The sequence below is a fragment of the Paraburkholderia antibiotica genome, assembly GCF_012927125.1.
Lineage (GTDB): Bacteria > Pseudomonadota > Gammaproteobacteria > Burkholderiales > Burkholderiaceae > Paraburkholderia > Paraburkholderia antibiotica.
Genome location: NZ_JABBFZ010000003.1, coordinates 156,257 through 178,954, shown reverse-complemented (window position 1 = coordinate 178,954; position 22,698 = coordinate 156,257). Strand labels below are relative to the sequence as shown.

General features: G+C 65.4%; 18 protein-coding genes. 12 read left to right on the top strand and 6 right to left on the bottom strand.

Annotated elements, in window-relative coordinates; all coding sequences use genetic code 11:
* The first annotated feature begins 161 nt into the window (after window positions 1–161).
* The 6 genes from HHL14_RS07680 to HHL14_RS07655 all read left to right on the top strand — a co-directional run bounded on the left by HHL14_RS07680 (window position 162) and on the right by HHL14_RS07655 (window position 9,338).
* Window positions 162–4,466 carry a YhdP family phospholipid transporter gene (locus tag HHL14_RS07680; protein WP_169496998.1) on the top strand — a complete coding sequence of 1,435 codons (4,305 nt, stop codon included), beginning with the start codon at window positions 162–164 and terminating at the stop codon, window positions 4,464–4,466.
* A gap of 160 nt (window positions 4,467–4,626) precedes the next feature.
* A complete protein-coding gene (locus tag HHL14_RS07675) occupies window positions 4,627–5,490 on the top strand; it encodes a carbon-nitrogen hydrolase family protein (protein WP_169496997.1) in 864 nt (287 codons plus the stop codon).
* 98 nt (window positions 5,491–5,588) lie between these two features.
* Window positions 5,589–7,055, top strand: coding sequence for a metalloprotease TldD (gene tldD, locus HHL14_RS07670; protein ID WP_169496996.1), 1,467 nt, complete (start codon window positions 5,589–5,591; stop codon window positions 7,053–7,055).
* Between the two features lie 333 nt (window positions 7,056–7,388).
* Window positions 7,389–8,462, top strand: a complete 1,074-nt coding sequence (gene aroG, locus HHL14_RS07665) for a 3-deoxy-7-phosphoheptulonate synthase AroG (RefSeq protein ID WP_169496995.1) — start codon at window positions 7,389–7,391, stop codon at window positions 8,460–8,462.
* Between the two features lie 202 nt (window positions 8,463–8,664).
* Window positions 8,665–9,009: a type II toxin-antitoxin system RelE/ParE family toxin gene (locus HHL14_RS07660; RefSeq protein WP_169496994.1), complete on the top strand. Its 345-nt coding sequence runs from the start codon at window positions 8,665–8,667 to the stop codon at window positions 9,007–9,009.
* Window positions 9,006–9,338, top strand: a complete 333-nt coding sequence (locus tag HHL14_RS07655; RefSeq protein ID WP_169496993.1) for a helix-turn-helix domain-containing protein — start codon at window positions 9,006–9,008, stop codon at window positions 9,336–9,338. The genes HHL14_RS07660 and HHL14_RS07655 overlap by 4 nt, the downstream gene beginning before the upstream one ends.
* A 57-nt stretch (window positions 9,339–9,395) precedes the next feature.
* Here the strand turns inward: HHL14_RS07655 and HHL14_RS07650 are convergent, their stop codons facing one another.
* On the bottom strand, window positions 9,396–9,950 hold the full coding sequence (locus HHL14_RS07650; RefSeq protein ID WP_169496992.1) for a cob(I)yrinic acid a,c-diamide adenosyltransferase: 555 nt from the start codon (window positions 9,948–9,950) through the stop codon (window positions 9,396–9,398).
* A 178-nt stretch (window positions 9,951–10,128) separates the two neighbouring features.
* Here HHL14_RS07650 and HHL14_RS07645 point away from each other — a divergent pair, with 178 nt between their 5' ends.
* The 6 genes from HHL14_RS07645 (at window position 10,129) to proC (ending at window position 17,390) form a co-directional block, all read left to right on the top strand.
* Window positions 10,129–11,544 (top strand): FAD-linked oxidase C-terminal domain-containing protein, encoded by a 1,416-nt coding sequence (locus tag HHL14_RS07645; protein ID WP_169496991.1) that lies wholly within the window; start codon window positions 10,129–10,131, stop codon window positions 11,542–11,544.
* A 143-nt stretch (window positions 11,545–11,687) separates the two neighbouring features.
* The gene (locus HHL14_RS07640) at window positions 11,688–13,181 is read left to right on the top strand and encodes an FAD-linked oxidase C-terminal domain-containing protein (protein WP_169496990.1); all 1,494 of its coding nucleotides are present in this window, start codon (window positions 11,688–11,690) and stop codon (window positions 13,179–13,181) included.
* A gap of 197 nt (window positions 13,182–13,378) precedes the next feature.
* Window positions 13,379–14,467 carry a glycolate oxidase subunit GlcE gene (gene glcE, locus HHL14_RS07635; RefSeq protein WP_169496989.1) on the top strand — a complete coding sequence of 363 codons (1,089 nt, stop codon included), beginning with the start codon at window positions 13,379–13,381 and terminating at the stop codon, window positions 14,465–14,467.
* 8 nt (window positions 14,468–14,475) lie between these two features.
* Window positions 14,476–15,702 (top strand): glycolate oxidase subunit GlcF, encoded by a 1,227-nt coding sequence (glcF, locus tag HHL14_RS07630; protein ID WP_169496988.1) that lies wholly within the window; start codon window positions 14,476–14,478, stop codon window positions 15,700–15,702.
* Between the two features lie 38 nt (window positions 15,703–15,740).
* Window positions 15,741–16,451, top strand: a complete 711-nt coding sequence (locus HHL14_RS07625; RefSeq protein ID WP_169496987.1) for a YggS family pyridoxal phosphate-dependent enzyme — start codon at window positions 15,741–15,743, stop codon at window positions 16,449–16,451.
* Between the two features lie 123 nt (window positions 16,452–16,574).
* Window positions 16,575–17,390, top strand: coding sequence for a pyrroline-5-carboxylate reductase (proC, locus tag HHL14_RS07620; protein ID WP_169496986.1), 816 nt, complete (start codon window positions 16,575–16,577; stop codon window positions 17,388–17,390).
* A gap of 226 nt (window positions 17,391–17,616) precedes the next feature.
* Here proC and ubiA read toward each other — a convergent pair whose 3' ends face one another.
* From ubiA to HHL14_RS07595, 5 genes are all read right to left on the bottom strand, one after another.
* A complete protein-coding gene (ubiA, locus tag HHL14_RS07615) occupies window positions 17,617–18,480 on the bottom strand; it encodes a 4-hydroxybenzoate octaprenyltransferase (RefSeq protein WP_169496985.1) in 864 nt (287 codons plus the stop codon).
* Between the two features lie 237 nt (window positions 18,481–18,717).
* Window positions 18,718–19,212, bottom strand: a complete 495-nt coding sequence (locus tag HHL14_RS07610) for a Dps family protein (protein WP_169496984.1) — start codon at window positions 19,210–19,212, stop codon at window positions 18,718–18,720.
* A 273-nt stretch (window positions 19,213–19,485) separates the two neighbouring features.
* Window positions 19,486–19,644, bottom strand: coding sequence for a hypothetical protein (locus HHL14_RS07605; RefSeq protein ID WP_169496983.1), 159 nt, complete (start codon window positions 19,642–19,644; stop codon window positions 19,486–19,488).
* Window positions 19,645–19,716: 72 nt separating this feature from the next.
* Window positions 19,717–21,210 carry a catalase gene (locus HHL14_RS07600; RefSeq protein WP_169496982.1) on the bottom strand — a complete coding sequence of 498 codons (1,494 nt, stop codon included), beginning with the start codon at window positions 21,208–21,210 and terminating at the stop codon, window positions 19,717–19,719.
* A 416-nt stretch (window positions 21,211–21,626) separates the two neighbouring features.
* A complete protein-coding gene (locus tag HHL14_RS07595; protein WP_169496981.1) occupies window positions 21,627–22,586 on the bottom strand; it encodes a hydrogen peroxide-inducible genes activator in 960 nt (319 codons plus the stop codon).
* Between the last annotated feature and the right edge of the window lie 112 nt (window positions 22,587–22,698).

The following is a 22,698-nucleotide window of genomic DNA, read 5'->3' as shown; positions in this document are numbered from 1 at the left end:
CCGATGCGCCGGCGGGTACGGGCGGCGGCCTTCGCGGATTGCCCGTCGACGGCCGTTGCGCGGCGTGCGGACAGGGTTTGCAGGAGGTCCGCCGAGCCTTTTCCGTGTGTTACATTTCGTCGTTAATCTCGCAAAACTACCATACGCCCAGCCGCCGCAGCATGTCCGAGCGAAACGAATCCGCCGACCCGCACGAACAGCAGCAGGTCCGGCATGTGAGCGGAAGTGACCACGTCGTGCTGCGTCGGACTTTGCGCGTGGTTCTTACGCTCGCGCTCGTCCTGTATTTCATCGCGACGGGACTGTTCCTCGGCTTGCGCTACGTGGTGTTGCCGCGCATCGACACGTTCCGCCCGCGCATCGAAGCCGCGGTCTCAGAGAAGCTGCGCACCCCGTTCACGATCGGCCGGCTGGCGCCGCACTGGAGCGGCTTCCAGCCTGGACTCGATGTTACAAACCTTGTCATCCGCGATCACGACGGCCGCCCCGCGCTGACGATTCCGCACGCCACCGCCACCGTGTCATGGCGCTCGTTGTGGCAGTTTCATCCGACGCTGTCGAGCCTGATCGTCGATCAGCCGGACGTGCTGGTGTCGCGTGGCGACGACGGCGTGCTGTCGGTGGCGGGCGTGCCGGTGCCGACCCGTCACAGCGGCAACGACGCGTTGTCCACGTGGCTGTTGCGCCAGCAGGCGATCGTCGTGCGCGGCGGCGTGCTGCGCTGGCGCGACGCGACCCGCGACGCCCCCGAAATCGCGCTGCGCGACATCCGCATCGCGATTCTGAACGACGGCTACGACCATCGCATGGCGCTCCAGGCGCCGCCGGACGGCCAGGTGCTGCACGGCCCGCTCGACTTCCGCACGCACTTTCGCCACACGCCGCTCTCCGCAATCGGCAAGCCGATCAACTGGACCGGCCAGGCCTACGTCTCGACCGGCCCGGTCGATCTGCCGGCGCTCGCGCGCTACGTCAAGTTCCCGATCGAGACCTTCGCCGGCCGCATCGACAACGCGATCTGGATCGACTTCAGCGACGGCCGCATGACGAGCGCGAACGGCCAGTTGAGCGGCAACGACGTCGCGCTGCGCGTGCGTCCGACGCAGCCGAAACTGCTCGTGCCGGTCGCCCATTTCCTGTGGCGCGTCGAGGCGAACCAGGGCGACTTCCGGCTGCAACTCACCGATCTGCGCGCCGAACTCGGCCAGCCGCCGCTCGACGACGGCACGCCGCTCACCCGCATCTTGCAGTTCGAGCTCCTCGACAGCCGCTACCGGACCGCGTCGCAGCAGCGCGGACAGCTGCTGAGCGTCGGCGGCGACCGCGTCGATCTCGGCATCCTCGCCGAATTCAGCCGCGCGCTGCCGCTGCCGCGCCATTTCCTGAACGAACTCGTGCGCATCAATCCGCGTGGGCTCGTCGCCAATTACCTGATCGAGGTCGAGCGCGGCAAGCCGGAATCGGGCGAGGTCGGCAGCGATCACCGGCCGGCGGGCTCGGAGCCGATCGAACGATATCGCTTCAAGGGCGATCTGCAGGGCATCAGCTTCGCCGCGCAGGAGCCGGGACCGGGGCTCACGCCGCGCGGCCATCCGCGCGCCGGCATTCCGGGCCTCGAGAACCTGTGGGGCAGCGTCGACGCCGACGAAAAAGGCGGCCACGCGCTGCTCGACACCTCGAAGCTGGCCATCACGCTACCGGGCGTGTTCGACGATCCGCGCCTGCTGCTCGACCGTCTGCACGGCCGCGCCGACTGGACGATGCTGCCGAAGGCGCCGGGCGAAGGGCGTCCTGGGTTCGCGGTCAAGCTGACCGACTTCCGTGTGTCGAACCCGGACGTCGATGCAAGCGCGACGGCGAACTACAGCAACCCCGGCCACGGACGCGGCTCGCTGGATCTGAAAGCCGACTTCCAGCGCGCGCAGGTGGCGCGCATCGCCCGTTATCTGCCGACCGCGGTCAGCGAAAAGCTGCGCATCTATCTGGGCCACGGGCTGCAGGCGGGTATGTCGCGCGGCGGCACGATCGAGATCCACGGCGACCTGACCAAATTCCCGTACTCGCGCGATCCTGACGCCGGCATCTTCCATATCGTCGCGCCGTTCACCGGCGGCAAGTTCGACCCGACGCCCTACCCGCCGCGCAACATGCGCAACGGCACGCCGAACGTATGGCCGCCGCTCGACGGCATCGACGGCAAGTTCGAGATGAAACAGAACGTGCTGCGCTTCGACATCGACCGTGGGCGTTACAAGCGCGTCGCGCTGACCGGCGTGAACGGCCGTATCGACGATCTCGGCACGAAAAGCTCGAACCTGATCATCCAGGGCAACGGCCGCGGCCCGCTCGCCGACATGCTCGACTATGTGAACGGCAGCTCGCTCGGCATCATGGCGCGGCACCAGACCGAGAAGATCCGCGCCGAAGGGCCAGCGACGCTCGCGCTGAAGCTGACGATTCCGCGCACGCCGAGGCCGCACATCGGCGTGGAAGGCGCGCTCGGTTTCCAGAACAACCGGCTGAGCATGAATAACGTGCCGCCGCTGTCGCAACTGAACGGCCGGGTGAGCTTCACCGAACGCACGGCCGAGGTCGAGCGGCTCTCCGGGCAATTCCTCGGCGGCGACGTGCACGCGAACGGAGGCTTGCGGCAGAACGGTACCTACGCGCTCGCACTCGACGGCCACGTCGCGGTCGACGCCGCGCGCGGCCTCGATCTGCATGGCCCGGCCGCCCAGGTGCTCACCCATATGAGCGGTAGCGCGCCGTATGCGCTGAACGTCAACGGCGCGAAGGGCCGCCTGCCGGAAGTCAGCGCCGACTCCGACCTGACCGGCCTCGCGCTCGACTTCCCCGCGCCGTTCAACAAGCCGGTCGGCACGCCGATGCCGCTGCATTTCTCGGTGAATCCGTCGACGGAGGCGGACGAAGCCGGTCTGGAGCGCGCCGACCTGACCTTCGGGCCGATCGCCGCCGCGTATCTGCTGCGCTATCAGCCGAAAGTCCAGCCCAATACGCCGCCGACGGTCGTGCGCGGCGCGATCGGCGTGAACCGGCCGGCCGATCTGCCGTCCGAGGGCGTGGTCGCGGCGGTCGATATCAAGGAACTGAACGCCGACGCCTGGCGCGCGCTCATCGCGCAACTGCGTGGTGGAGCGGCTGGTGGCGCCAGCTCCACCAGCTCTGCGGGCGCCGCTAGTACCGCGAGTGCAACCAGCGCCAGCGGCGCGCCGGCAGTGCCGGCCACGACGTCCTCATCCGCGTCGCCCCCCGCGCCCTCACCCTCCCCCGCGCAGAATCCCGCGCTCGCGCAATTCCTGCCGAGCCGCTTCGCGCTGCACATCGACGCGCTGACGCTGCTCAAGCGTCACTGGGACAACGTGATCGTCGGCGCGTCGCGCGCGGACCGCGCGTGGCAGGCCAATATCGCGTCGAACCAGGTGTCCGGCCACGTGTCGTGGCTGCCGGGCGCGACCCGCGAGTCGCCCGGCGCGCTGGAGGCACGCTTTGCGCGGGTCGTGATTCCGGCGGTCGCCGACAAGGATCTGCTCGGCCCGGCGATGTCCGCGCCCGCGCTGAACATGCCGTCGATCGATCTGGTCGTCAACGAGCTGATCGTGCGCGATCGCAACGTCGGTCGGCTGGAAGTCAATGCGCACAACTTCGACGAAAACGGCGTGCCGGTCTGGCAGCTCGACAAGTTCGACGTGACGAACCCCGACGCGACGCTCAGCGCGACCGCGAACTGGCGCACCTCGACCGAGCTGCCCACCTCCGCCGACGAAGCCACGCCGCGCCGCACCGTGTTCGACTTCAAGCTCGACGTCAAGGACGCCGGCGCGCTGCTCGAACGCCTCGGCCAGCCGAAGACGCTGAAGAAAGGCAGCGGCACGCTCGCCGGCAAGGTGGTGTGGCAAGGCGGCCCGACCACGATCGATTACTCGACGCTGAACGGCAACCTCGCGCTCGATATGCACCACGGCCAGATCCTCAAGGTCGACCCGGGCGTCGCCACGCTGCTCGGCGTGCTGAGCCTGCAAAGCCTCGCGCGTATCGCCACGCTCGATTTCCGCGACGTGCTCGGCGAAGGGCTGCCGTTCTCGAGCGTAACCGGCACCGCGCAGATCCATAACGGCATCGGCCGCACCGACGACTTCAGGATGGTGACCGCGCCGGCGCGCGCGGAGATGACGGGCTCCGTCGACATCGCGCAGAAGACCCAGGACCTGCACCTGCACGTGGTGCCGACCGTCAGCGCGGGGGCCGCGGTGGTCGCCGCGACGGTCGTCAATCCGCTGCTCGGGCTGGGCGCGCTGATCGCCGATATCGCGTTCGCGCATTCGGTCTCGCACGTGTTCGCGCGCGAGTACGCGATCACCGGTTCGTGGTCGAAACCGCACGTCGAGCGGGTGACGACCGAACGGGGTAAGATGGACGCTCCGGCTTCGACCGTGGAAGCGCACTGAGTTTGCCGGTTGCGTGGGCTGTTCCGGCGGGTCGTGCGCCGACCTGCAGGTACCTCCCCCCGACTCTCAGCGCGTCGACCCCGGCCATGCCAGCCCTGAACGACGCAGACAGCGGCCGCACCACCAGCCGCCGCCCAGCCGGGAGCCTTTCGACACGCTCATGAGCGAAACACACGTCTCTTCTTCCTCGCCCGCCGCGGCATCCAGCGGCCCCTTCGTCAGCCCCTTCCGGGTCGCCGCGCTGCAGATGGTCAGCACGCCGGATCGCGGGCGCAATCTCGCCGATGCCGAACGCCTGATCGCCGAAGCCGCCGCCGACGGCGCGCAACTCGTGCTGCTGCCTGAATATTTCTGCTTCATGGGCTTCAAGGACACGGACAAGCTCGCCGTGCGCGAGCCCTACCAGGACGGCCCGATCCAGCGCTTTCTGGCCGACGCCGCGCGCCGCCACAAGGTCTGGGTGATCGGCGGCACGCTGCCGCTGACCGCGCCGGAGGCATCGCGGGTGCTGAACACGACGCTCGTGTTCGGCCCGGACGGCAACGAAGCCGCGCGCTACGACAAGATTCACCTGTTCAATTTCGAGAAAGGCGAGGAATCGTTCGACGAAGCCCGCACGATCCGCCCCGGCACCGACGTGCGCAGCTTCGAGGCGCCGTTCGGGCGGGTCGGCCTGTCGGTCTGCTACGATCTGCGCTTTCCGGAGCTGTACCGGCGCATGGGCGACTGCGCGCTGATCGTGGTGCCGTCGGCGTTCACGTACACGACCGGCCGCGCGCACTGGGAGCTGCTGCTGCGCGCCCGCGCGGTCGAAAACCAGTGCTACGTGCTGGCCGCCGCGCAAGGCGGCAAACATGAAAACGGCCGCCGCACCTGGGGCCACAGCATGCTGATCGACCCGTGGGGCGAGATCGTCGCGGTGCGCGACGAAGGCGCCGGCGTGGTCGCCGGCAATCTCGAGCGCGCGCGCCTCGACGAAGTGCGGCAGAGCCTGCCGGCATGGCGTCATCGCGTGCTGGCCTGAATCGACCTTGAAACCGACATTGAAACTGCGGCGCCTGTCACGCATATAGCGACTCAGGCGCTCCCCGACCCCTTCGTATCGAGCAGAACATACTTCGCATGAACATCATCGAACCCGGTATCCGTAATCTCGCCGCCGCCAAGGACATCCTCCTCACGCCCTACGGTCTCGACGAATCGCTGCTCACGCGCACGCTCGCCGAAATCTTCACGCACCGCGTCGACTACGCGGACCTCTACTTCCAGGCCACCCGCAGCGAGGCATGGAGCCTCGAGGAAGGCATCGTGAAGTCGGGCAGCTTCAGCATCGATCAGGGCGTCGGCGTGCGCGCCGTGTCGGGCGACCGCACCGCATTCGCGTACTCGGACGACCTGTCGCCCGAAGCGATCCGCCAGGCTGCGATCGCCACGCGCGCGATCGCCAAGGCGGGCGGCGGCAAGCAGAAGATCAAGGTGGCGTCGTCGCTGACCGGCATCGCCGGGCGCGATCTGTATCTGCCGTCCGATCCGCTGCAATCGCTCGACGCGACCGCCAAGGTCAAGCTGCTCGAGCGCATCGAACAGATGGCGCGCGGCCGCGATCCGCGCATCCAGCAGGTGATGGCGGGCCTCGCCGGCGAATACGACGTGGTGCTGGTCGCGCGCAGCGACGGCGGCTTCGCGGCCGACATCCGGCCGCTCGTGCGCGTGTCGGTCACGGTGATCGCCGAACAGAACGGCCGGCGCGAAATCGGCAGCGGCGGCGGCGGCGGCCGTTTCGACTACGGCTATTTCACCGACGAAGTGCTGTCGCGCTATGTCGACGACGCGGTGCACTCGGCGCTCGTCAATCTCGACGCGCGTCCGGCGCCGGCCGGCGCGATGACCGTCGTGCTCGGCCCGGGCTGGCCCGGCGTGCTGCTGCACGAGGCGATTGGCCACGGGCTCGAAGGCGACTTCAACCGCAAGGGTTCGTCGGCGTTCGCGGGACGCATCGGCGAGCAGGTCGCCGCGAAGGGCGTGACCGTGGTCGACGACGGCACGCTGCCGAACCGCCGCGGCTCGCTCAATATCGACGACGAAGGCAACCCGACCCAGTGCACGACGCTGATCGAGGACGGCATCCTGAAGGGCTATATCCAGGACTCGCTGAACGCGCGGCTGATGAAGATGCCGATCACCGGCAACGCGCGCCGCGAATCGTACGCAGCCCTGCCGATGCCGCGCATGACCAACACCTACATGCTCAACGGCGACAAGGATCCGCAGGAAATCCTCGAGTCCGTGAAGAACGGCCTCTACGCGGTGAACTTCGGTGGCGGCCAGGTCGACATCACCAACGGCAAGTTCGTGTTCTCGGCCTCCGAGGCATACATGATCGAGAACGGCAAGATCACGTATCCGGTCAAGGGCGCGACGCTGATCGGCAGCGGCCCGGAATCGCTGAAGTACGTGACGATGATCGGCAACGACATGAAGCTCGATTCGGGCGTCGGCGTGTGCGGCAAGGAAGGCCAGAGCGTGCCGGTGGGCGTCGGTCAGCCGACGCTGCGCATCGAGAAGATGACGGTCGGCGGCACGGCCTGATTTTGCAGAAAACGCACATTTCGCGCATGAAAAGCGCGAAGTGTGCGGATTTTCCGCATTTTCAAGCCTCCCGGCTTGTCAGCCGAGCCTGTACCGGGTTATAAAGTCACTCACCCTTTTTTGACCAGCGACGCATTCCATCCCGCCATGTCCGCCAAGTTTTATTTTTACTTTTTTTGGTATCTCAGACCGCTGGCGGATCGAGAGGGGTGTTAGTGCACGCAGGACACCGAGAATTCCCGAAAAACCGCCAGCCAGCCTGGCGGTTTTTTTTCGCCTCACGCTTTTGAAACTGCTTCATAGACACGCTACAAACCGATTCAGGAGAACTCCATGCCCCCGCACAATACCGACGATGTCCGCATCCGCGAATTGAAAGAACTCACGCCGCCCGCTCACCTGATCCGCGAATTCGCCTGCGACGAAACGGTGTCGAACGTGATCTACAACTCGCGCAACGCGATGCATCGCATCCTGCACGGCATGGACGACCGTCTGATCGTCGTGATCGGACCGTGCTCGATTCACGACACCAAGGCCGCGCTCGACTACGCGGGTCGTCTGATCGAGCAGCGCAAGCGCTTCGCCGGCGAACTCGAAATCGTGATGCGCGTGTACTTCGAAAAGCCGCGCACCACGGTGGGCTGGAAGGGTCTCATCAACGACCCGCACATGGACAACAGCTTCAAGATCAACGAAGGTCTGCGCACCGCGCGCGAGCTGCTGTTGCGCATCAACGAACTCGGCCTGCCGGCCGGCACCGAATACCTCGACATGATCAGCCCGCAGTACATCGCGGACCTGATCTCGTGGGGCGCGATCGGCGCGCGCACGACCGAATCGCAGGTGCATCGCGAACTCGCGTCGGGCCTGTCGTGCCCGGTCGGCTTCAAGAACGGCACGGACGGCAACGTCAAGATCGCCGTCGACGCGATCAAGGCCGCGTCGCAGCCGCACCATTTCCTGTCGGTCACGAAGGGCGGCCACTCGGCGATCGTGTCGACCGCCGGCAATGAGGACTGCCACGTGATCCTGCGCGGCGGCAAGACGCCGAACTACGACGCGGACAGCGTGAACGCGGCCTGCGCCGATATCGGCAAGGCGGGTCTCGCCGCGCGTCTGATGATCGACGCGAGCCACGCGAACAGCTCGAAGAAACATGAGAACCAGATTCCGGTGTGCGCGGACATCGGCCGTCAGATCGCCGCGGGCGACGAGCGCATCGTCGGCGTGATGGTGGAGTCGCACCTCGTGGCGGGTCGCCAGGATCTGCTGGAAGGCCGCGAACTCACGTACGGCCAGAGCATTACCGATGCGTGCATCGGTTGGGACGAAAGCATCGCCGTGCTCGAAGGCCTCGCCGAAGCGGTCCGGCAGCGCCGCGTGGCACGCGGCAGCGGCAACTGAACATCTGCCGCGCCGCCGGCGCGGCACCTTGTCAGTAGTCCACAGCAAAACCCGGTTCGATCCCGAACCGGGTTTTTTATTGGTCATTCGGACGAATGGTGCTCGGACAGCCGTCTCGATACCGTAACGACTCGTTCCCCGGTTGCATGGATGAGTTGACCGGGTGGGAGATTGCGTATAATATTTTATACATGAGGCGGCGATGGAGCAGGAAAAAGAAATTCGCTGGCTTGGCTCCAGCTATCGCGATTTGCTCGCCTTTCCAGACGAAGCGCGTCGTCTGGCGGGGTTTCAGCTTCACAAGATTCAGTCTGGACTCGACCCGGACGACTGGAAACCGTTCGAGTCGATTGGCGCGGGAACGCGCGAAATTCGCATCCAGGACGAGGGCGGCATTTTTCGCGTGATGTACGTGACCAAATACGCCGAAGCGCTCTACGTGCTGCACTGTTTTCAGAAGAAAACGCAAAAGCTCGGGCTGCGCGACCGGAAAATCGCCGAAACGCGCTACCGCGCCATCACTCTTTACAGGACCACTCAGCCATGACGATCGACACCAAAATTCGTCACGTAACCCGACCCGGCGCGAACGTGTTCCTCGAACTCGGCTTTTCCGCCGAAGAAGCGAAACGTCTGCACGTCGCGTCGCAAAAACAGATCAACGACACGCGGCTGCTCAAGGAACAGCTGATGACCGAGCTGTCCAGCTGGATCGAGCAGCATCATCTGAAGCAGGCCGAGGCGGCTGAAATTCTGATGGTGTCGCGGCCGCGCGTGTCCGACGTCGTCAACAAGAAAACCACCAAGTTCACGATCGACACCCTCGTCGAAATGCTGAGCCGTATCGGCAAGCCGGTCACGCTGGCCGTCGGTTGAGTCGCTGCCTTTGCGTGGCGGCCCGCGTGTTGCCTATACGCGCTGGCGCCCCGTCGTTCAATGCGTGCCGCGATCGTGCTGCCACAGTACGTCGGTGCCGCCGTCGGCGCGATTGAGCACGCGCGCCAGCACGAACAGCAAATCGGACAGCCGGTTCACGTACTGACGCGGCGCCGCGTTGATCGCTTCGTGTTCGCCAAGCGCGACGATCGCACGTTCCGCACGGCGGCAAACGGTCCGGCATACATGCGCGAGCGCAGCTGCGCGCGAACCGCCGGGCAGAATGAATTCCTTCAGCGGCGGCAGCGCGGCGTTGTAGTCGGCGAGCCAGCCGTCGAGCTGGGCCAGATGGCGCTCGGTAATCATCGTGTGGCCGGGAATGCACAGCTCGCCGCCCAGATCGAACAGATCGTGCTGGATCGCGACCAGCGCCGCGCGTACGTTGTCGGGCAGGCTCTCGCACAGCAGCACGCCGAGATTCGAATTGAGTTCGTCGACATCGCCGATCGCGGCAATGCGCGCGCTGTCCTTGCGCACGCGGCGGCCGTCGCCGAGACCGGTGGTACCGTCGTCGCCGGTGCGAGTGGCGATCTTGCTCAGGCGATTGCCCATGATGTCTCCGTAAGGTTCAGTGACGATGCACGCATCACGTTTATCCATATTGCGCGCATCGCGAAAGCGTCGCCATTATATGGGCGGGAGCCCGCCTGGCGCCGGTTCGCGGGCGAACGGCGTAAAATGAAAAACCTGCTGCAGACAGGCTGCATCCGAAAGATTTGAGGAGACATCAGTGAATCATCCCGTACCGCCGGCCCCGCTGCGCCGGCCATTTCCCGCCGAGTTGCTGAACGAACTGAAGGCCGCCTTCGGCGAACGCGTGTCGGTGGCCGAAGCCGTGCGCGCTCATCACGGCCGCGACGAGTCGCCGTTCGATCCGCAACTGCCCGACGCCGTCGTCTTCGCGCGCACGACCGAAGACGTGCAAACCGTCGTCAAACTCTGCGGGCGCCACGACGTGCCGATCATTCCGTACGGCAACGGCTCATCGCTCGAAGGGCATCTGCTCGCGGTGCAGGGCGGCGTGTCGATCGATCTGTCGGCAATGAACCGGGTGTTGTCGATCAACGCCGAAGACCTGACCGTCACCGTCGAGCCCGGCATCTCGCGCAAGCAGCTGAACGAAGCGTTGCGCGACACCGGCCTGTTCTTCCCGATCGACCCGGGCGCGGACGCGAGCATCGGCGGCATGTCGGCCACGCGCGCGTCCGGCACCAACGCCGTGCGCTACGGCACGATGCGCGAGAACGTGCTCGGCCTGACGGTCGTGCTCGCCGATGGTCGCGTGATCAAAACCGGCACGCGCGCGCGCAAGTCGTCGGCGGGATATGACCTCACGCGTCTGTTCGTCGGCTCGGAAGGCACGCTCGGCGTGATTACCGAAATCACGCTGCGTCTGTATCCGCAGCCCGAAGCGGTGTCGGCCGCGGTGTGCGCGTTCCCGTCGATGGGCGATGCGGTGCGCGCCGTTATCGAGACGATCCAGATCGGCGTGCCGATCGCGCGCGTCGAATTCGTCGATTCGCTCGCGATCCGCTCGATCAATCGCCACTCCAACCTGACGTTGCGCGAAGCGCCGACGCTGTTCTTCGAATTCCACGGCACCGAGGCCAGCGTGAAAGAACAGGCCGAGCTCGTGCAGGAAATCGCCACGCAGAATGCCGGCGAAGGCTTCGAGTGGGCGACCCGGCCCGAAGACCGCAGCCGTCTGTGGAACGCGCGTCACAACGCCTATTTCGCGATGCTGCAACTGAAGCCCGGCTGCCGCGCGGTCACAACCGACGTCTGCGTGCCAATCTCGCGCCTAGCCGAATGCGTGGTCGAAACGGAGCAGGACCTGAAGGCGTCGCCGCTGCCCTGCCCGATCGTCGGCCATGTCGGCGACGGCAACTTCCACGTCGCGATCCTGATCGATCCGGACAAGCCCGAAGAACTCGAGGAAGCCGAACGGCTGAACCATCGCATCGTGCAGCGCGCGCTGCGTATGGACGGCACCTGCACCGGCGAGCATGGCGTCGGTTTGCACAAGATGGCCTTCCTGCTCGAAGAACACGGCGACATCGCGGTCGACACAATGCGCTCGATCAAGCACGCGCTCGATCCGCGCAATCTGATGAACCCGGGCAAGATCTTCGCCTGGGCGGCCTGACATAGCTCGGGCCAGGCTGGGCGCGGCAGTGTGTCAGCGGCTGCCGCGCCGGCTTCGAGTGGAGTGGCTTACCGCAGGGCCGCTTGCAACTGCCGGCTCGCATGAAGAGCCGGAACGGCGAAAGCCACGAGGAGACGAGTCACATGAACGCACCCGCTGAACTGTCGGCCGAAGTACTCGCGCAGCGTCAGCGCGAAGTCGTGCAGGCGCTGATGGCCGTGTTGCCGACCCACTGTCTGCTGTATCGCGAAGAAGACACCGTCGCGTACGAATGCGACGGCCTCGCCGCCTACCGGCGCCTGCCGCTCGCGGTCGCGCTGCCGGAAACCGAATCGCAGGTGCAGCGCATCGTCCAGATCTGCCACCGGCTCGAAGTGCCGATCGTGCCGCGCGGCGCGGGCACGGGCCTGTCCGGCGGCGCGATGCCGATTCCGCACGGCGTGGTCGTATCGCTTGCGCGCTTCCGGAAGATCGTCGAAGTCGACTCGTATGCGCGGACCGCGACCGTGCAGCCCGGCGTGCGCAATCTCGCGATTTCCGAAGCGGCGGCGCCATACGGGCTTTACTACGCGCCGGACCCGTCGTCGCAGATCGCCTGCACGATCGGCGGCAACGTGTCCGAGAATTCCGGCGGCGTGCATTGCCTGAAGTACGGCCTGACCGTGCACAACGTGCTGCGCGTGCGCGCGGTCACGATGGAAGGCGAGATCGTCGAGTTCGGCTCGCTCGCGCCGGATGCGCCGGGGCTCGATCTGCTCGCGGTGCTGATCGGCAGCGAAGGCATGTTCGCGATCGTCACCGAAGTCACTGTCAAGCTGATCCCGAAGCCGCAAACCGCGCAGGTCATCATGGCGAGCTTCGACGACGTCATCAAAGGCGGCGACGCGGTCGCCGGCATCATCGCGGCGGGCATCATTCCGGCCGGCCTCGAGATGATGGACAAGCCGGCCACGCGCGCGGTCGAGGAATTCGTCAACGCCGGCTACGACCTCGACGCGGCGGCGATCCTGCTGTGCGAATCGGACGGCACGCCCGAGGAAGTCGCCAACGAGATCGTGCGCATGACCGCGGTGCTGCGCGAACACGGCGCGACCCGCATCCAGATTTCGCGCTCGGAGGCGGAACGGCTGCGTTTCTGGTCGGGCCGCAAGAACGCGTTCCCGGCCGCCGGCCGCATCTCGCCCGACTACTACTGCATGGACGGCACCGTGCCGCGCCGCAGTATCGGACCGCTGCTCGCGCGTATCGAGGAGATGGAGAAAAAGTACCGGCTGCGTTGCATCAACGTGTTCCATGCCGGTGATGGCAACATGCACCCGTTGATTCTCTTCAACGGCAACGATCAGGACGAGTGGCACCGCGCCGAGGAATTCGGTTGCGACATCCTCGAAGCGTGTGTCGAACTCGGCGGCACGGTGACGGGCGAACACGGCGTCGGCATCGAGAAGATCAATTCGATGTGCGTACAGTTCTCGCCCGAGGAGCGCGACGCTTTTCACGCGGTCAAGCGCGCCTTCGACGCCCCCGGCCTGCTGAACCCGGACAAGGGCATCCCCACGCGTGCGCGCTGCGCCGAATACGGCAAGATGCACGTGCGCGGCGGGCTGCTGCCTCATCCCGAGCTGCCGCGGTTCTAAGCTTCATCGCTCGCATCGCGCATAATCGCGCGCCGCGCCGGCCGGCTCCTCAGGTCGCCGACGCGGCCGAGGCGATCAACGCGATCGGCGCAACACCCGGCGCTCCCCTTCGGCCAATACGCCGATGCGGGTCCGCTCCGGGTTGCCAGCGAGCCCCCGCCCGGTACAATCAATCGAAACACAACGAGCAGGACACCATGGAAGAGGACGACATCGTCGCCGTATGGTCCGAGCGCGTACGTTCGGCCAGCGCCGAGGGACGCGCGCTGCGCATCCGCGGCGGCGGCACCAAAGACTGGTATGGTCAGACGCTGGAAGGTGAAATCCTCGACACGCGCGCTTATCGCGGCATCATCGCGTACGATCCGGCCGAGCTCGTGATCACCGCGCGCGCCGGCACGCCCCTGCTGGAAATCGAAGCCGCGCTCGCCGAGCACGATCAGATGCTGGCGTTCGAGCCGCCTCACTTCGGTCCGCAGGCCACCTTCGGCGGCTGCATCGCGGCCGGCATTTCCGGTCCGCGTCGCCCGGCGGTCGGCGCCGCGCGCGACTTCGTGCTCGGCGCGGTCGTCATGAACGGTCAGGGGCAGACGCTGCATTTCGGCGGTCAGGTCGTGAAAAACGTCGCGGGCTATGACGTGTCGCGTCTGCTCGCGGGTTCGCTCGGCACGCTCGGACTGATGCTCCAACTGTCGGTCAAGGTGCTGCCGCGTCCGCAGGTCGAAGCCACGCTGAAGTTCGACATGAACGGTACCGACGCGGTGCGCAAGCTCAACGAATGGGGCGGCCGGCCGCTGCCGATCACTGCCAGCGCATGGCGCAATGGCACGCTCGCGGTGCGGCTCGGCGGCTCGGAGGCGGCGGTCAAGTCGGCGCGCACGGCGCTCGGCGGCGAGGTCGTCGATGCGGTCGAAGCCGAGCGTTTCTGGGCCGGCCTGCGCGAGCAGACCGATTCGTTCTTCGCGGCGATTCCGCCGAAAGCCGCGCTGTGGCGTCTCGCGTTGCCCACCATCACAGAGCCGCTGCAATTGCCCGGCGCGCAACTGATGGAATGGGGCGGCGGCCAGCGCTGGTGGATCACCGACACCGACGCGCAAACCGTGCGCATCAGCGCGAAGCAGGCCGGCGGCCACGCAACCATCTTCCGCAGCGGCCACGGCTACGATCGCAGCGCCGGCGTGTTCACGCCGCTACCCGCGCCGCTGATGAAAATCCATCGCGGCCTCAAACACGCCTTCGATCCGGCCCGCATCTTCAATCGCGGCCGTCTCTACTCCGACTTCTGAGCGACGCGATGCAAACCAACCTCGCGGACTTCATTCGCAATACGCCCGATGGCAACGAAGCTGACGCCATCCTGCGCAAATGCGTACATTGCGGCTTCTGCACCGCGACCTGCCCGACCTATCAACTGCTCGGCGACGAACTCGACGGCCCACGCGGGCGCATCTATCTGATCAAGCAGATGGTCGAAGGTGCGCCGGTCACGCGCAGCACGCAGGTTCATCTCGACCGCTGCCTGACCTGCCGCAACTGCGAGACCACCTGCCCTTCCGGGGTCCAATACGGGCGGCTGGTCGAGATCGGCCGCAAGCTCACCGAAGAGAAGGTCACGCGCCCGCTCAACCAGCGCTTGATGCGCCGGCTGCTCGCGAGCGTCGTGCCGAACAGCGCGATCTTCACGCCCGCGATGCGCCTCGGTCAGCACGTGCGCGGACTGCTGCCGAAAAAGCTGCGCGACAAGGTGCCCGCGCGCCAGCGTCCGCTCGAATGGCCGAGCGCGAAACACGAGCGCAAGATGCTGATGCTCGCCGGCTGCGTGCAACCGTCGATGATGCCGAACGTGAACATTGCGACCGCGCGCGTGTTCGACGCGCTCGGCATCGAAACGGTGATCGCGCCCGAGGCCGGCTGCTGCGGCGCGATCCGTCTGCATCTCGGCTACAACGACGAAGCGCTCGACGACCTGCGCGCGAACATCGACGCATGGTGGCCGTACGTCGAACAGGGCGCCGAAGCAATCGTGATGAACGCATCGGGCTGCGGCGCGACGGTCAAGGAATACGCGCACCTGCTGCGTCACGATCCGCACTATGCGGAGAAGGCGCGCCGCATCGTCGAATTGACGCGCGATGTCGCCGAGATCCTGCCGGAGTTCGAGGAACGGCTGGTCGCGATCACGCGGCGTCGCTCGGTGCACACGGTCGCGTTTCATCCGCCCTGCACGCTGCAGCATGGCCAGCAGATTCGCGGCCAGGTTGAGCAGTTGCTGAATGCGCTCGGCGTCGAAGTGCGTCTGCCCGCGGATAGCCATCTGTGCTGCGGCTCGGCCGGCACCTATTCGCTGACGCAGCCGCGCCTGTCGTACGCGTTGCGCGACCAGAAGCTCGAACGGCTGCAGGCGCAGGAGCCGCAGGTGATCGTGTCGGCGAACGTCGGCTGCATCGCGCATCTGCAGAGCGGCACATCGACGCCGGTCGCACACTGGATCGAACTGGTCGAGCACATGCTGTCCGTATAATCGGGGCATCGTCTTTCGCCGAACACCGGTTCCGTTCCATGTCCGATCTGGATCAACATCTCGCTCATCAACTCGCCGACGTGCAGCAGCGCATCGCCCGGGCCGCGCAAGCGGCCGGCCGCGATCCGCACACCGTGATGCTGCTCGCGGTCTCCAAGACGTTTCCCGCCGATGCCGTGCGCGCCGCCCATGCGGCCGGTCAACGCGCGTTCGGCGAGAACTACGTGCAGGAATCGCTCGACAAGATCGACACGCTCGCCGATCTGCGCGCGTCGCTCGAATGGCATTTCATCGGGCCGCTGCAATCGAACAAGACGCGCCCCGTCGCCGAGCATTTCGACTGGGTGCATTCGGTCGATCGCCTGAAGATCGCGCAGCGGCTGTCGGAGCAGCGGCCCGATCATCTGCCGCCGCTGAACGTCTGCCTGCAGATCAACGTCAGCGGCGAGGCATCGAAAAGCGGCGTCGCTATCGCCGAGGCGGCGCAGATCGCGCAGCAGATCGCCGCGTTGCCGAAGCTGAAGTTGCGCGGGCTGATGTCGATTCCCGAACCGGCCGACGATCTCGCTGCGCAACGCGCACCACATCGCGCGTTGCGCGAGCTGTTCGAGCGCCTGCGCGCCGACGGGCTCGCGCTCGATACGTTGTCGATGGGCATGTCGGCGGATCTCGAAGCGGCCGTGCTCGAGGGCGCGACGATCGTGCGCGTCGGCACCGCGATCTTCGGCGCGCGCGATTATTCCCACTGAAGCAGCGCCGAGCGTGCGCTGCACGCTCACTGAATTTTTCCGCGGGTGGCGCGCGCAGGCTTCCTTCATGCGCGACGCCCCCGGCGCATTTTCCGCCTCTCACCTGAACCTATCCGGACCATCATGAAAATTGCGTTTATCGGCGGCGGCAACATGGCTGCGGCGTTGATCGGCGGCCTCATCAAGCGGGGCGTCGCGCCCGCGGACCTGTACGCGATCGATCCGAACGACGACGCGCGCAAGCGCAACGAGCAGCAATTCGGCATCCGCACCGGCGCGGCCGCCGACGGCGCGCTCGCCGACTACGACGCGGTCGTGCTCGCGGTGAAGCCGCAGATCCTGAAGAGCGTTGCCGAGGCGATCGCCCCGCATCTGCGCGCGTCGCAACTGGCGGTCAGCATCGTCGCGGGCATCCGGATCGGCGATATGTCGCGTTGGCTCAATGGCCACAGCCGTATCGTGCGCGTGATGCCGAATACGCCGGCGCTGATCGGCATGGGCGTGACGGGGCTGGTGGCGACGGGCAGCGTCGACGCGGCGGGCCGCGAACTCGCGTCGCAGGTACTCGGCGCGGTCGGCGAAACCGTCTGGTTCGACGACGAAGCGAAGATCGATGCGGTAACGGCGATCTCGGGCAGCGGCCCCGCCTACGTGTTCTATTTCATCGAGGCGCTGCAGGAAGCCGCGCGCCAGCTCGGCATGGACGAAGCGCAAGGCCGCGCGCTCGCGGTCGCGACCTTCACGGGCGCCGCGCAGCTGGCGGCGAATTCCGACGAGCCGCCGAGCGTGCTGCGCGAGCGCGTGACGTCGAAGGGCGGCACGACGGCAGCGGCGCTGGCGTCGTTCGAAGCCAGCGGGATCAAGGACGCGATCGTGCGCGGCGCGCTCGCCGCCGATGCGCGCGCGAGAGAGATGGGCGACGAGTTCGGCAAGCAGTAAGTTGCGCTGCTGTTGCGGCAAGACGCTCGAGCATCTTGCCGCCGCATGTCGTGTGTGCGCAACCTTGTCGATGAAGCCGCGGATGGGGCCGCCAACGAAGGCGTAGCAGAAACGAACACGCCGTAGAACGCATCGCCCCTGTTCGATTCAGGACGAGCGTCTACGGCGTTCGGAAACTTCGAAAACAGCAGCGGTCTCGCACTCAACAAGACCGCACGCGGAAAAATTAAAACGAAGCAGCCGCGTAATGCGCGGCAATCCCCGCGAACAGCGCACCGCCAAGCCAGTTGTTGTGGCGGAACGCGGCGAAGCACGGCATGCGTTCGCGATTGCGAATCAGCGTGTAGTGGTAGATCGCGCAACCCACCGCGGCCGCCCAGCCCAGCCAGTACAGCACACCGAATCCAAGCGTCAGGCCGATGCCGACGTAAATCCCCAGCGTCACCGCGTAACACAGCATCACCGCGGCCACGTCGAAGCGGCCGAAGGTCAGCGCCGACGTGCGGATACCGATCTTGATGTCGTCGTCGCGATCGACCATCGCGTATTCGGTGTCGTACGCGACCGCCCAGAAGATGTTCGCGATCAGCATCACCCATGCGAGCAGCGGCACGTGATCCTGCACCGCGGCGAATGCCATCGGAATGCCGAAGCCGAACGCGACGCCCAGATACGCCTGCGGAATCGCAAAGAAACGCTTCATGAACGGATACGTGCCGGCGACGAACAGCGCAATCACCGACAACTCTTTGGTCAGCGCATTGAGCGGCTGGATCAGCAGAAACGCGATCAGCGACAGCCCGGTGGCTAGCGCGACCGCTTCCCACGCCTTGATCTTGCCGGACGTCAGCGGCCGGTTTTCGGTGCGCTTCACGTGACGGTCGAAATCGCGGTCCGCGTAATCGTTGATCGCGCAGCCGGCCGAGCGCATCAGCACCGTACCGACGGTGAAGATCACCAGCAGTTGCCACGACGGATGACCGCCGGACGCAATCCACAATGCGTTGAGCGTCGGCCACAGCAACAGCAGGCTGCCGATCGGCTTGTCCATGCGCACGAGGCGCAGATACAGGGGAAGTCGGGCGAACATGGGCGAATTCGGTAAGTGCGCGTTGAAGTGCGCAGTGAAGTGCGAACACGGTCCCGCTATTCTACGGGAAGCGAGCGAGCCGCCCGCTGCGCTCCCGCAAAGGCACGCTTGTGCCGCATGCAGATTCGAACGCACGACGGTGCCGCAAAAAAAAGCCTCCCCAAAGGGAGGCTTGTTCGTTTCGGAGCGCGGCGCGGGCATCGCCCACCTCGCCCTCCGATGCGACTCGACAGCCGCTCAGGCCAGCAGCGAGCGCAGCATCCACGCGGTCTTTTCGTGCGTCTGCATGCGTTGCGTGAGCAGGTCGGCGGTCGGCTCGTCGTTGGCGGCTTCCGTCGACGGGAAGATCGCGCGTGCGGTGCGCACCACGGCTTCCTGACCTTCGACGAGCTGACGGATCATGTCTTCCGCAGCCGGCACGCCATCCGCTTCCGGGATCGACGACAGCTTCGCGAATTCCTTGTAGCTGCCCGGCGCATGTACACCCAGCGCGCGGATACGTTCGGCGATCGCATCGACTGCGAGCGCCAGTTCGTTGTACTGCGTTTCGAACATCAGATGCAGCGTGTTGAACATCGGACCCGTAACGTTCCAGTGGAAGTTGTGGGTCTTCAGGTACAGCGTGTAGGTGTCGGCGAGCAGGCGCGACAGTCCCTCTGCAATCTTCTTGCGATCCTTGTCGCTGATCCCGATATTGACGTGCTGTACGGCTGCGGCTTCTTTTTTGGCCATGATGACTCCTTCGAAGAGTGATACGAACCGGTCGCGAATGACGGTCTGCAGGAACAGAGATAAAACGTTCGACAGTGTAGCGTGAAATGCTGCAAGGTTCGCGCGCCACGCACGCGCTTGTGGCCTTTATTCAATGGCAGTTTGCCGCAGATGGACTGTCATTCCGGTGTCAATTTGCGGTCACGGCGCGGCTCGTCCGCCACGGTTTCGACAGGTTTGCGGTGGCTCTGCGGTTGGTTCGCGCGAGAGACGCTCACGCCCAGACGCCTACGCTCAACCACCCAGCCCATGCAATACCTGCGCGCCGATCACCGCGAAGCCGCCCGCGACGATCGCGAAGCCGGTCATCTTGCGCAGCGCCCACACACGCCGCTCACGCAGCATGCCGCCCGCGGAGGCCATCGCGCCACTGCCTGTCATTGTCATCATCATCTGGATCACGTCCGTACTCCCGGTTCTAACCTGAACGGCGGAGCGCATTGCGCCCCACCGTCGACTGCCTTGTTACTGCTTTCCTGTTAGTGCTTCTCTAGCGCGTGACGACTCACGGCTCTTGCCTTCCTGCAACGCAGCCAGTGCAGCGACCACACCCTCCGCGTAGGCCGGATCGGCGCGGCGGAAATGCTCGATCTGACGCGCGATAATCTCCTGCGGCACGCCATCGATATGCCGCGCGATATTGCCGAACAGACGCTCACGCTGCGCCGCGTCGAACAGCTTGAACAGCATGCCCGGCTGCGTGTAGTAATCGTCGTCCTCGCGATGATCGTAACGATCGACCGCACCCGCCGCGAGCGGCGGCTCCGACGCATTCGCGTCCTGCGCGAAGTCGCCGAAACGGTTCGGCTCGTAATTCACGTTGCCGCCGAGGTTGCCGTCCGTGCGCATCGCGCCGTCGCGATGGAACGAATGCGCGTTCGGTGCGCGCGGCGCATTCACCGGAATCTGGTGGTGATTGATGCCGAGCCGGTAACGCTGCGTGTCGCCGTACGAGAACAGCCGCCCCTGCAACAGACGGTCCGGCGAGAAGCCGATGCCGGGCACCACGTTGGCCGGCGTGAACGCGGCCTGCTCGACGTCGGCGAAATAGTTCGCTGCGTTGCGGTTCAGCTCGATCGTGCCGACGTCGATCAACGGATAGTCCTTCTGCGACCACGCCTTCGTGATGTCGAACGGGTTGAAGCGATACTTCGCCGCGTCCGCTTCCGGCATCACCTGAATCGCGAAGCGCCACTTCGGGAAGTTACCCGCGTCGATGCTGTTCACGAGATCGCGCTGCGCGCTTTCGCGGTCGTCCGCGACCACCTGGCCAGCCTCGGCGTCGGTGAAGTTCTCGATGCCCTGCAGCGACTTGAAGTGGAACTTGATCCAGAAGCGCTCGTTGTTCGCGTTGATGAACGAGTACGTGTGCGAGCCGAAGCCGTGCATCTGCCGGTAGTTCTTCGGAATGCCGCGATCGCTCATTAGAATCGTCACCTGATGCAGCGACTCCGGATGACGCGACCAGAAATCCCACGCCGCGACATTGCTGCGCAGGTTCGTGTACGGATCGCGCTTCTGCGTATGGATGAAGTCCGGAAACTTCAGCGGATCGCGGATGAAGAACACCGGCGTGTTGTTGCCGACCACGTCCCAGTTGCCTTCTTCGGTGTAGAACTTGATCGAGAAGCCGCGCACGTCGCGCTCGGCGTCGGCCGCGCCACGCTCGCCGGCCACCGTCGAAAAGCGCATGAAGAGCGGCGTTTCCTTGCCGACCTCGGCGAACACCTTCGCCTTCGTGTAGCGCGAAATGTCGTGCGTGACCTTCAGCGTGCCGAATGCGCCCGAGCCCTTCGCGTGAACGCGACGCTCGGGAATCACTTCACGATCGAAGTGAGCGAGCTTTTCGAGCAGCCAGACGTCCTGCAGCACGACCGGGCCGCGCGCACCGGCGGTCATCGAATTCTGGTTGTCGGCGATGGGAGCACCAGCGGCATTGGTGAGCTTACGTTCGGACATACATACTCCTGCGTGGTTTTTGTCAAACAGAGGGAAAGCGGACGATACGAGTCAGGCGGTGCCGCGACCGGCCGACGCGTCATGGCGGCCAGCACCCGGTCGACCAGCAAGGCCACCGCGATGGTGCGCGCGCTCGTCGCGGCGAGCGTCGAGGCCGGTTGCACGTCGAGTGCGGAGATGGGCAATGAATCTGCTTGCATGACGGTGTCCTCCTGGCTTCCCGGAGCCTCAAGCGTCATGGGTGCGCCTGGGCCTTGTGGAGTAAGGGATCGGGCGATCCCTTTGAGGACACTATAACAATACTATCGAATATCTATATTTAATTAATTTTATCTATTCGATAGGTTCGCCCCCCTTTTTTCAAGACAGACTGCGCCGGGGAACTCAGCGCAGTCGTCGGCCTTCGCCTGCGGTCGTCAGTTGACCGCGGCCGGCAGTTCGAGCTTCTTGACGCCCGGCAGATCGCAGGCGGAGATCGCGTCGCAGATCGCTTCGATCGCGGGCATCCGCGTGAAGCTCTTGCGCCACGCGAGCACGACGCGGCGATCCGGCACCGGCTCGTCGAATGGAACATAGCTGAGCAGCCCCGCGTCGATTCCGCCCGCATGCGGCTTGACCTCATGCACCGACATGCGCGGCAGCACGGTGATGCCGACGCCGCTCGCAACCATGTGTCGAATCGTTTCCAGCGACGACCCCTCGAAAGTCTTCTGGATGCCGTCCGCGTTCTGCGAGAAGCGCATCAGCTCGGGGCACACGCCGAGCACGTGATCGCGGAAACAATGGCCGCTGCCGAGCAGCAGCATGGTTTCCTGCTTCAGATCGTCGGGATCGATCTTCGGGCGGTTTTCCCACGCGTGGCCCGACGGCAGCGCGACGACGAACGGCTCGTCGTACAGCGGACGCAGCATCAGGCCGGTTTCGGGAAACGGCAGCGCCATGATCGCGACGTCGATCTCGCCCTGCTTGAGCAACTCGATCAGCTTGAGCGTGTAGTTCTCCTGCAGCATCAGCGGCATTTGCGGCACGCGCTGGATCATCTGCTTGACGAGCGTGGGCAGCAGGTACGGTCCGATCGTATAGATCACGCCGAGACGCAGCGGGCCGACCAGCGGGTCCTTGCCCTGCTTGGCGATTTCCTTGATCGCGAGCGTCTGTTCGAGCACGCGCTGGGCCTGCGTGACGATCTGTTCGCCGATCGGCGTTACGCTGACTTCGCTGGTGCCGCGCTCGAAAATCTGCACGTTCAGCTCGTCTTCGAGCTTCTTGATGGCGACGGACAGCGTGGGCTGGCTGACGAAACACGCTTCGGCGGCCCGGCCGAAGTGCCGCTCGCGGGCGACCGCCACGATGTATTTCAATTCGGTGAGCGTCATTCGGGGATCAATCAGTACGAGGGATTCGATAGGTTCTAGTTATACACCTATAGGGTCGGTTCGCCAACCTTTTAGCCGTGCGACGGCCCACGTTCAGCGCTGTCCCTGACCA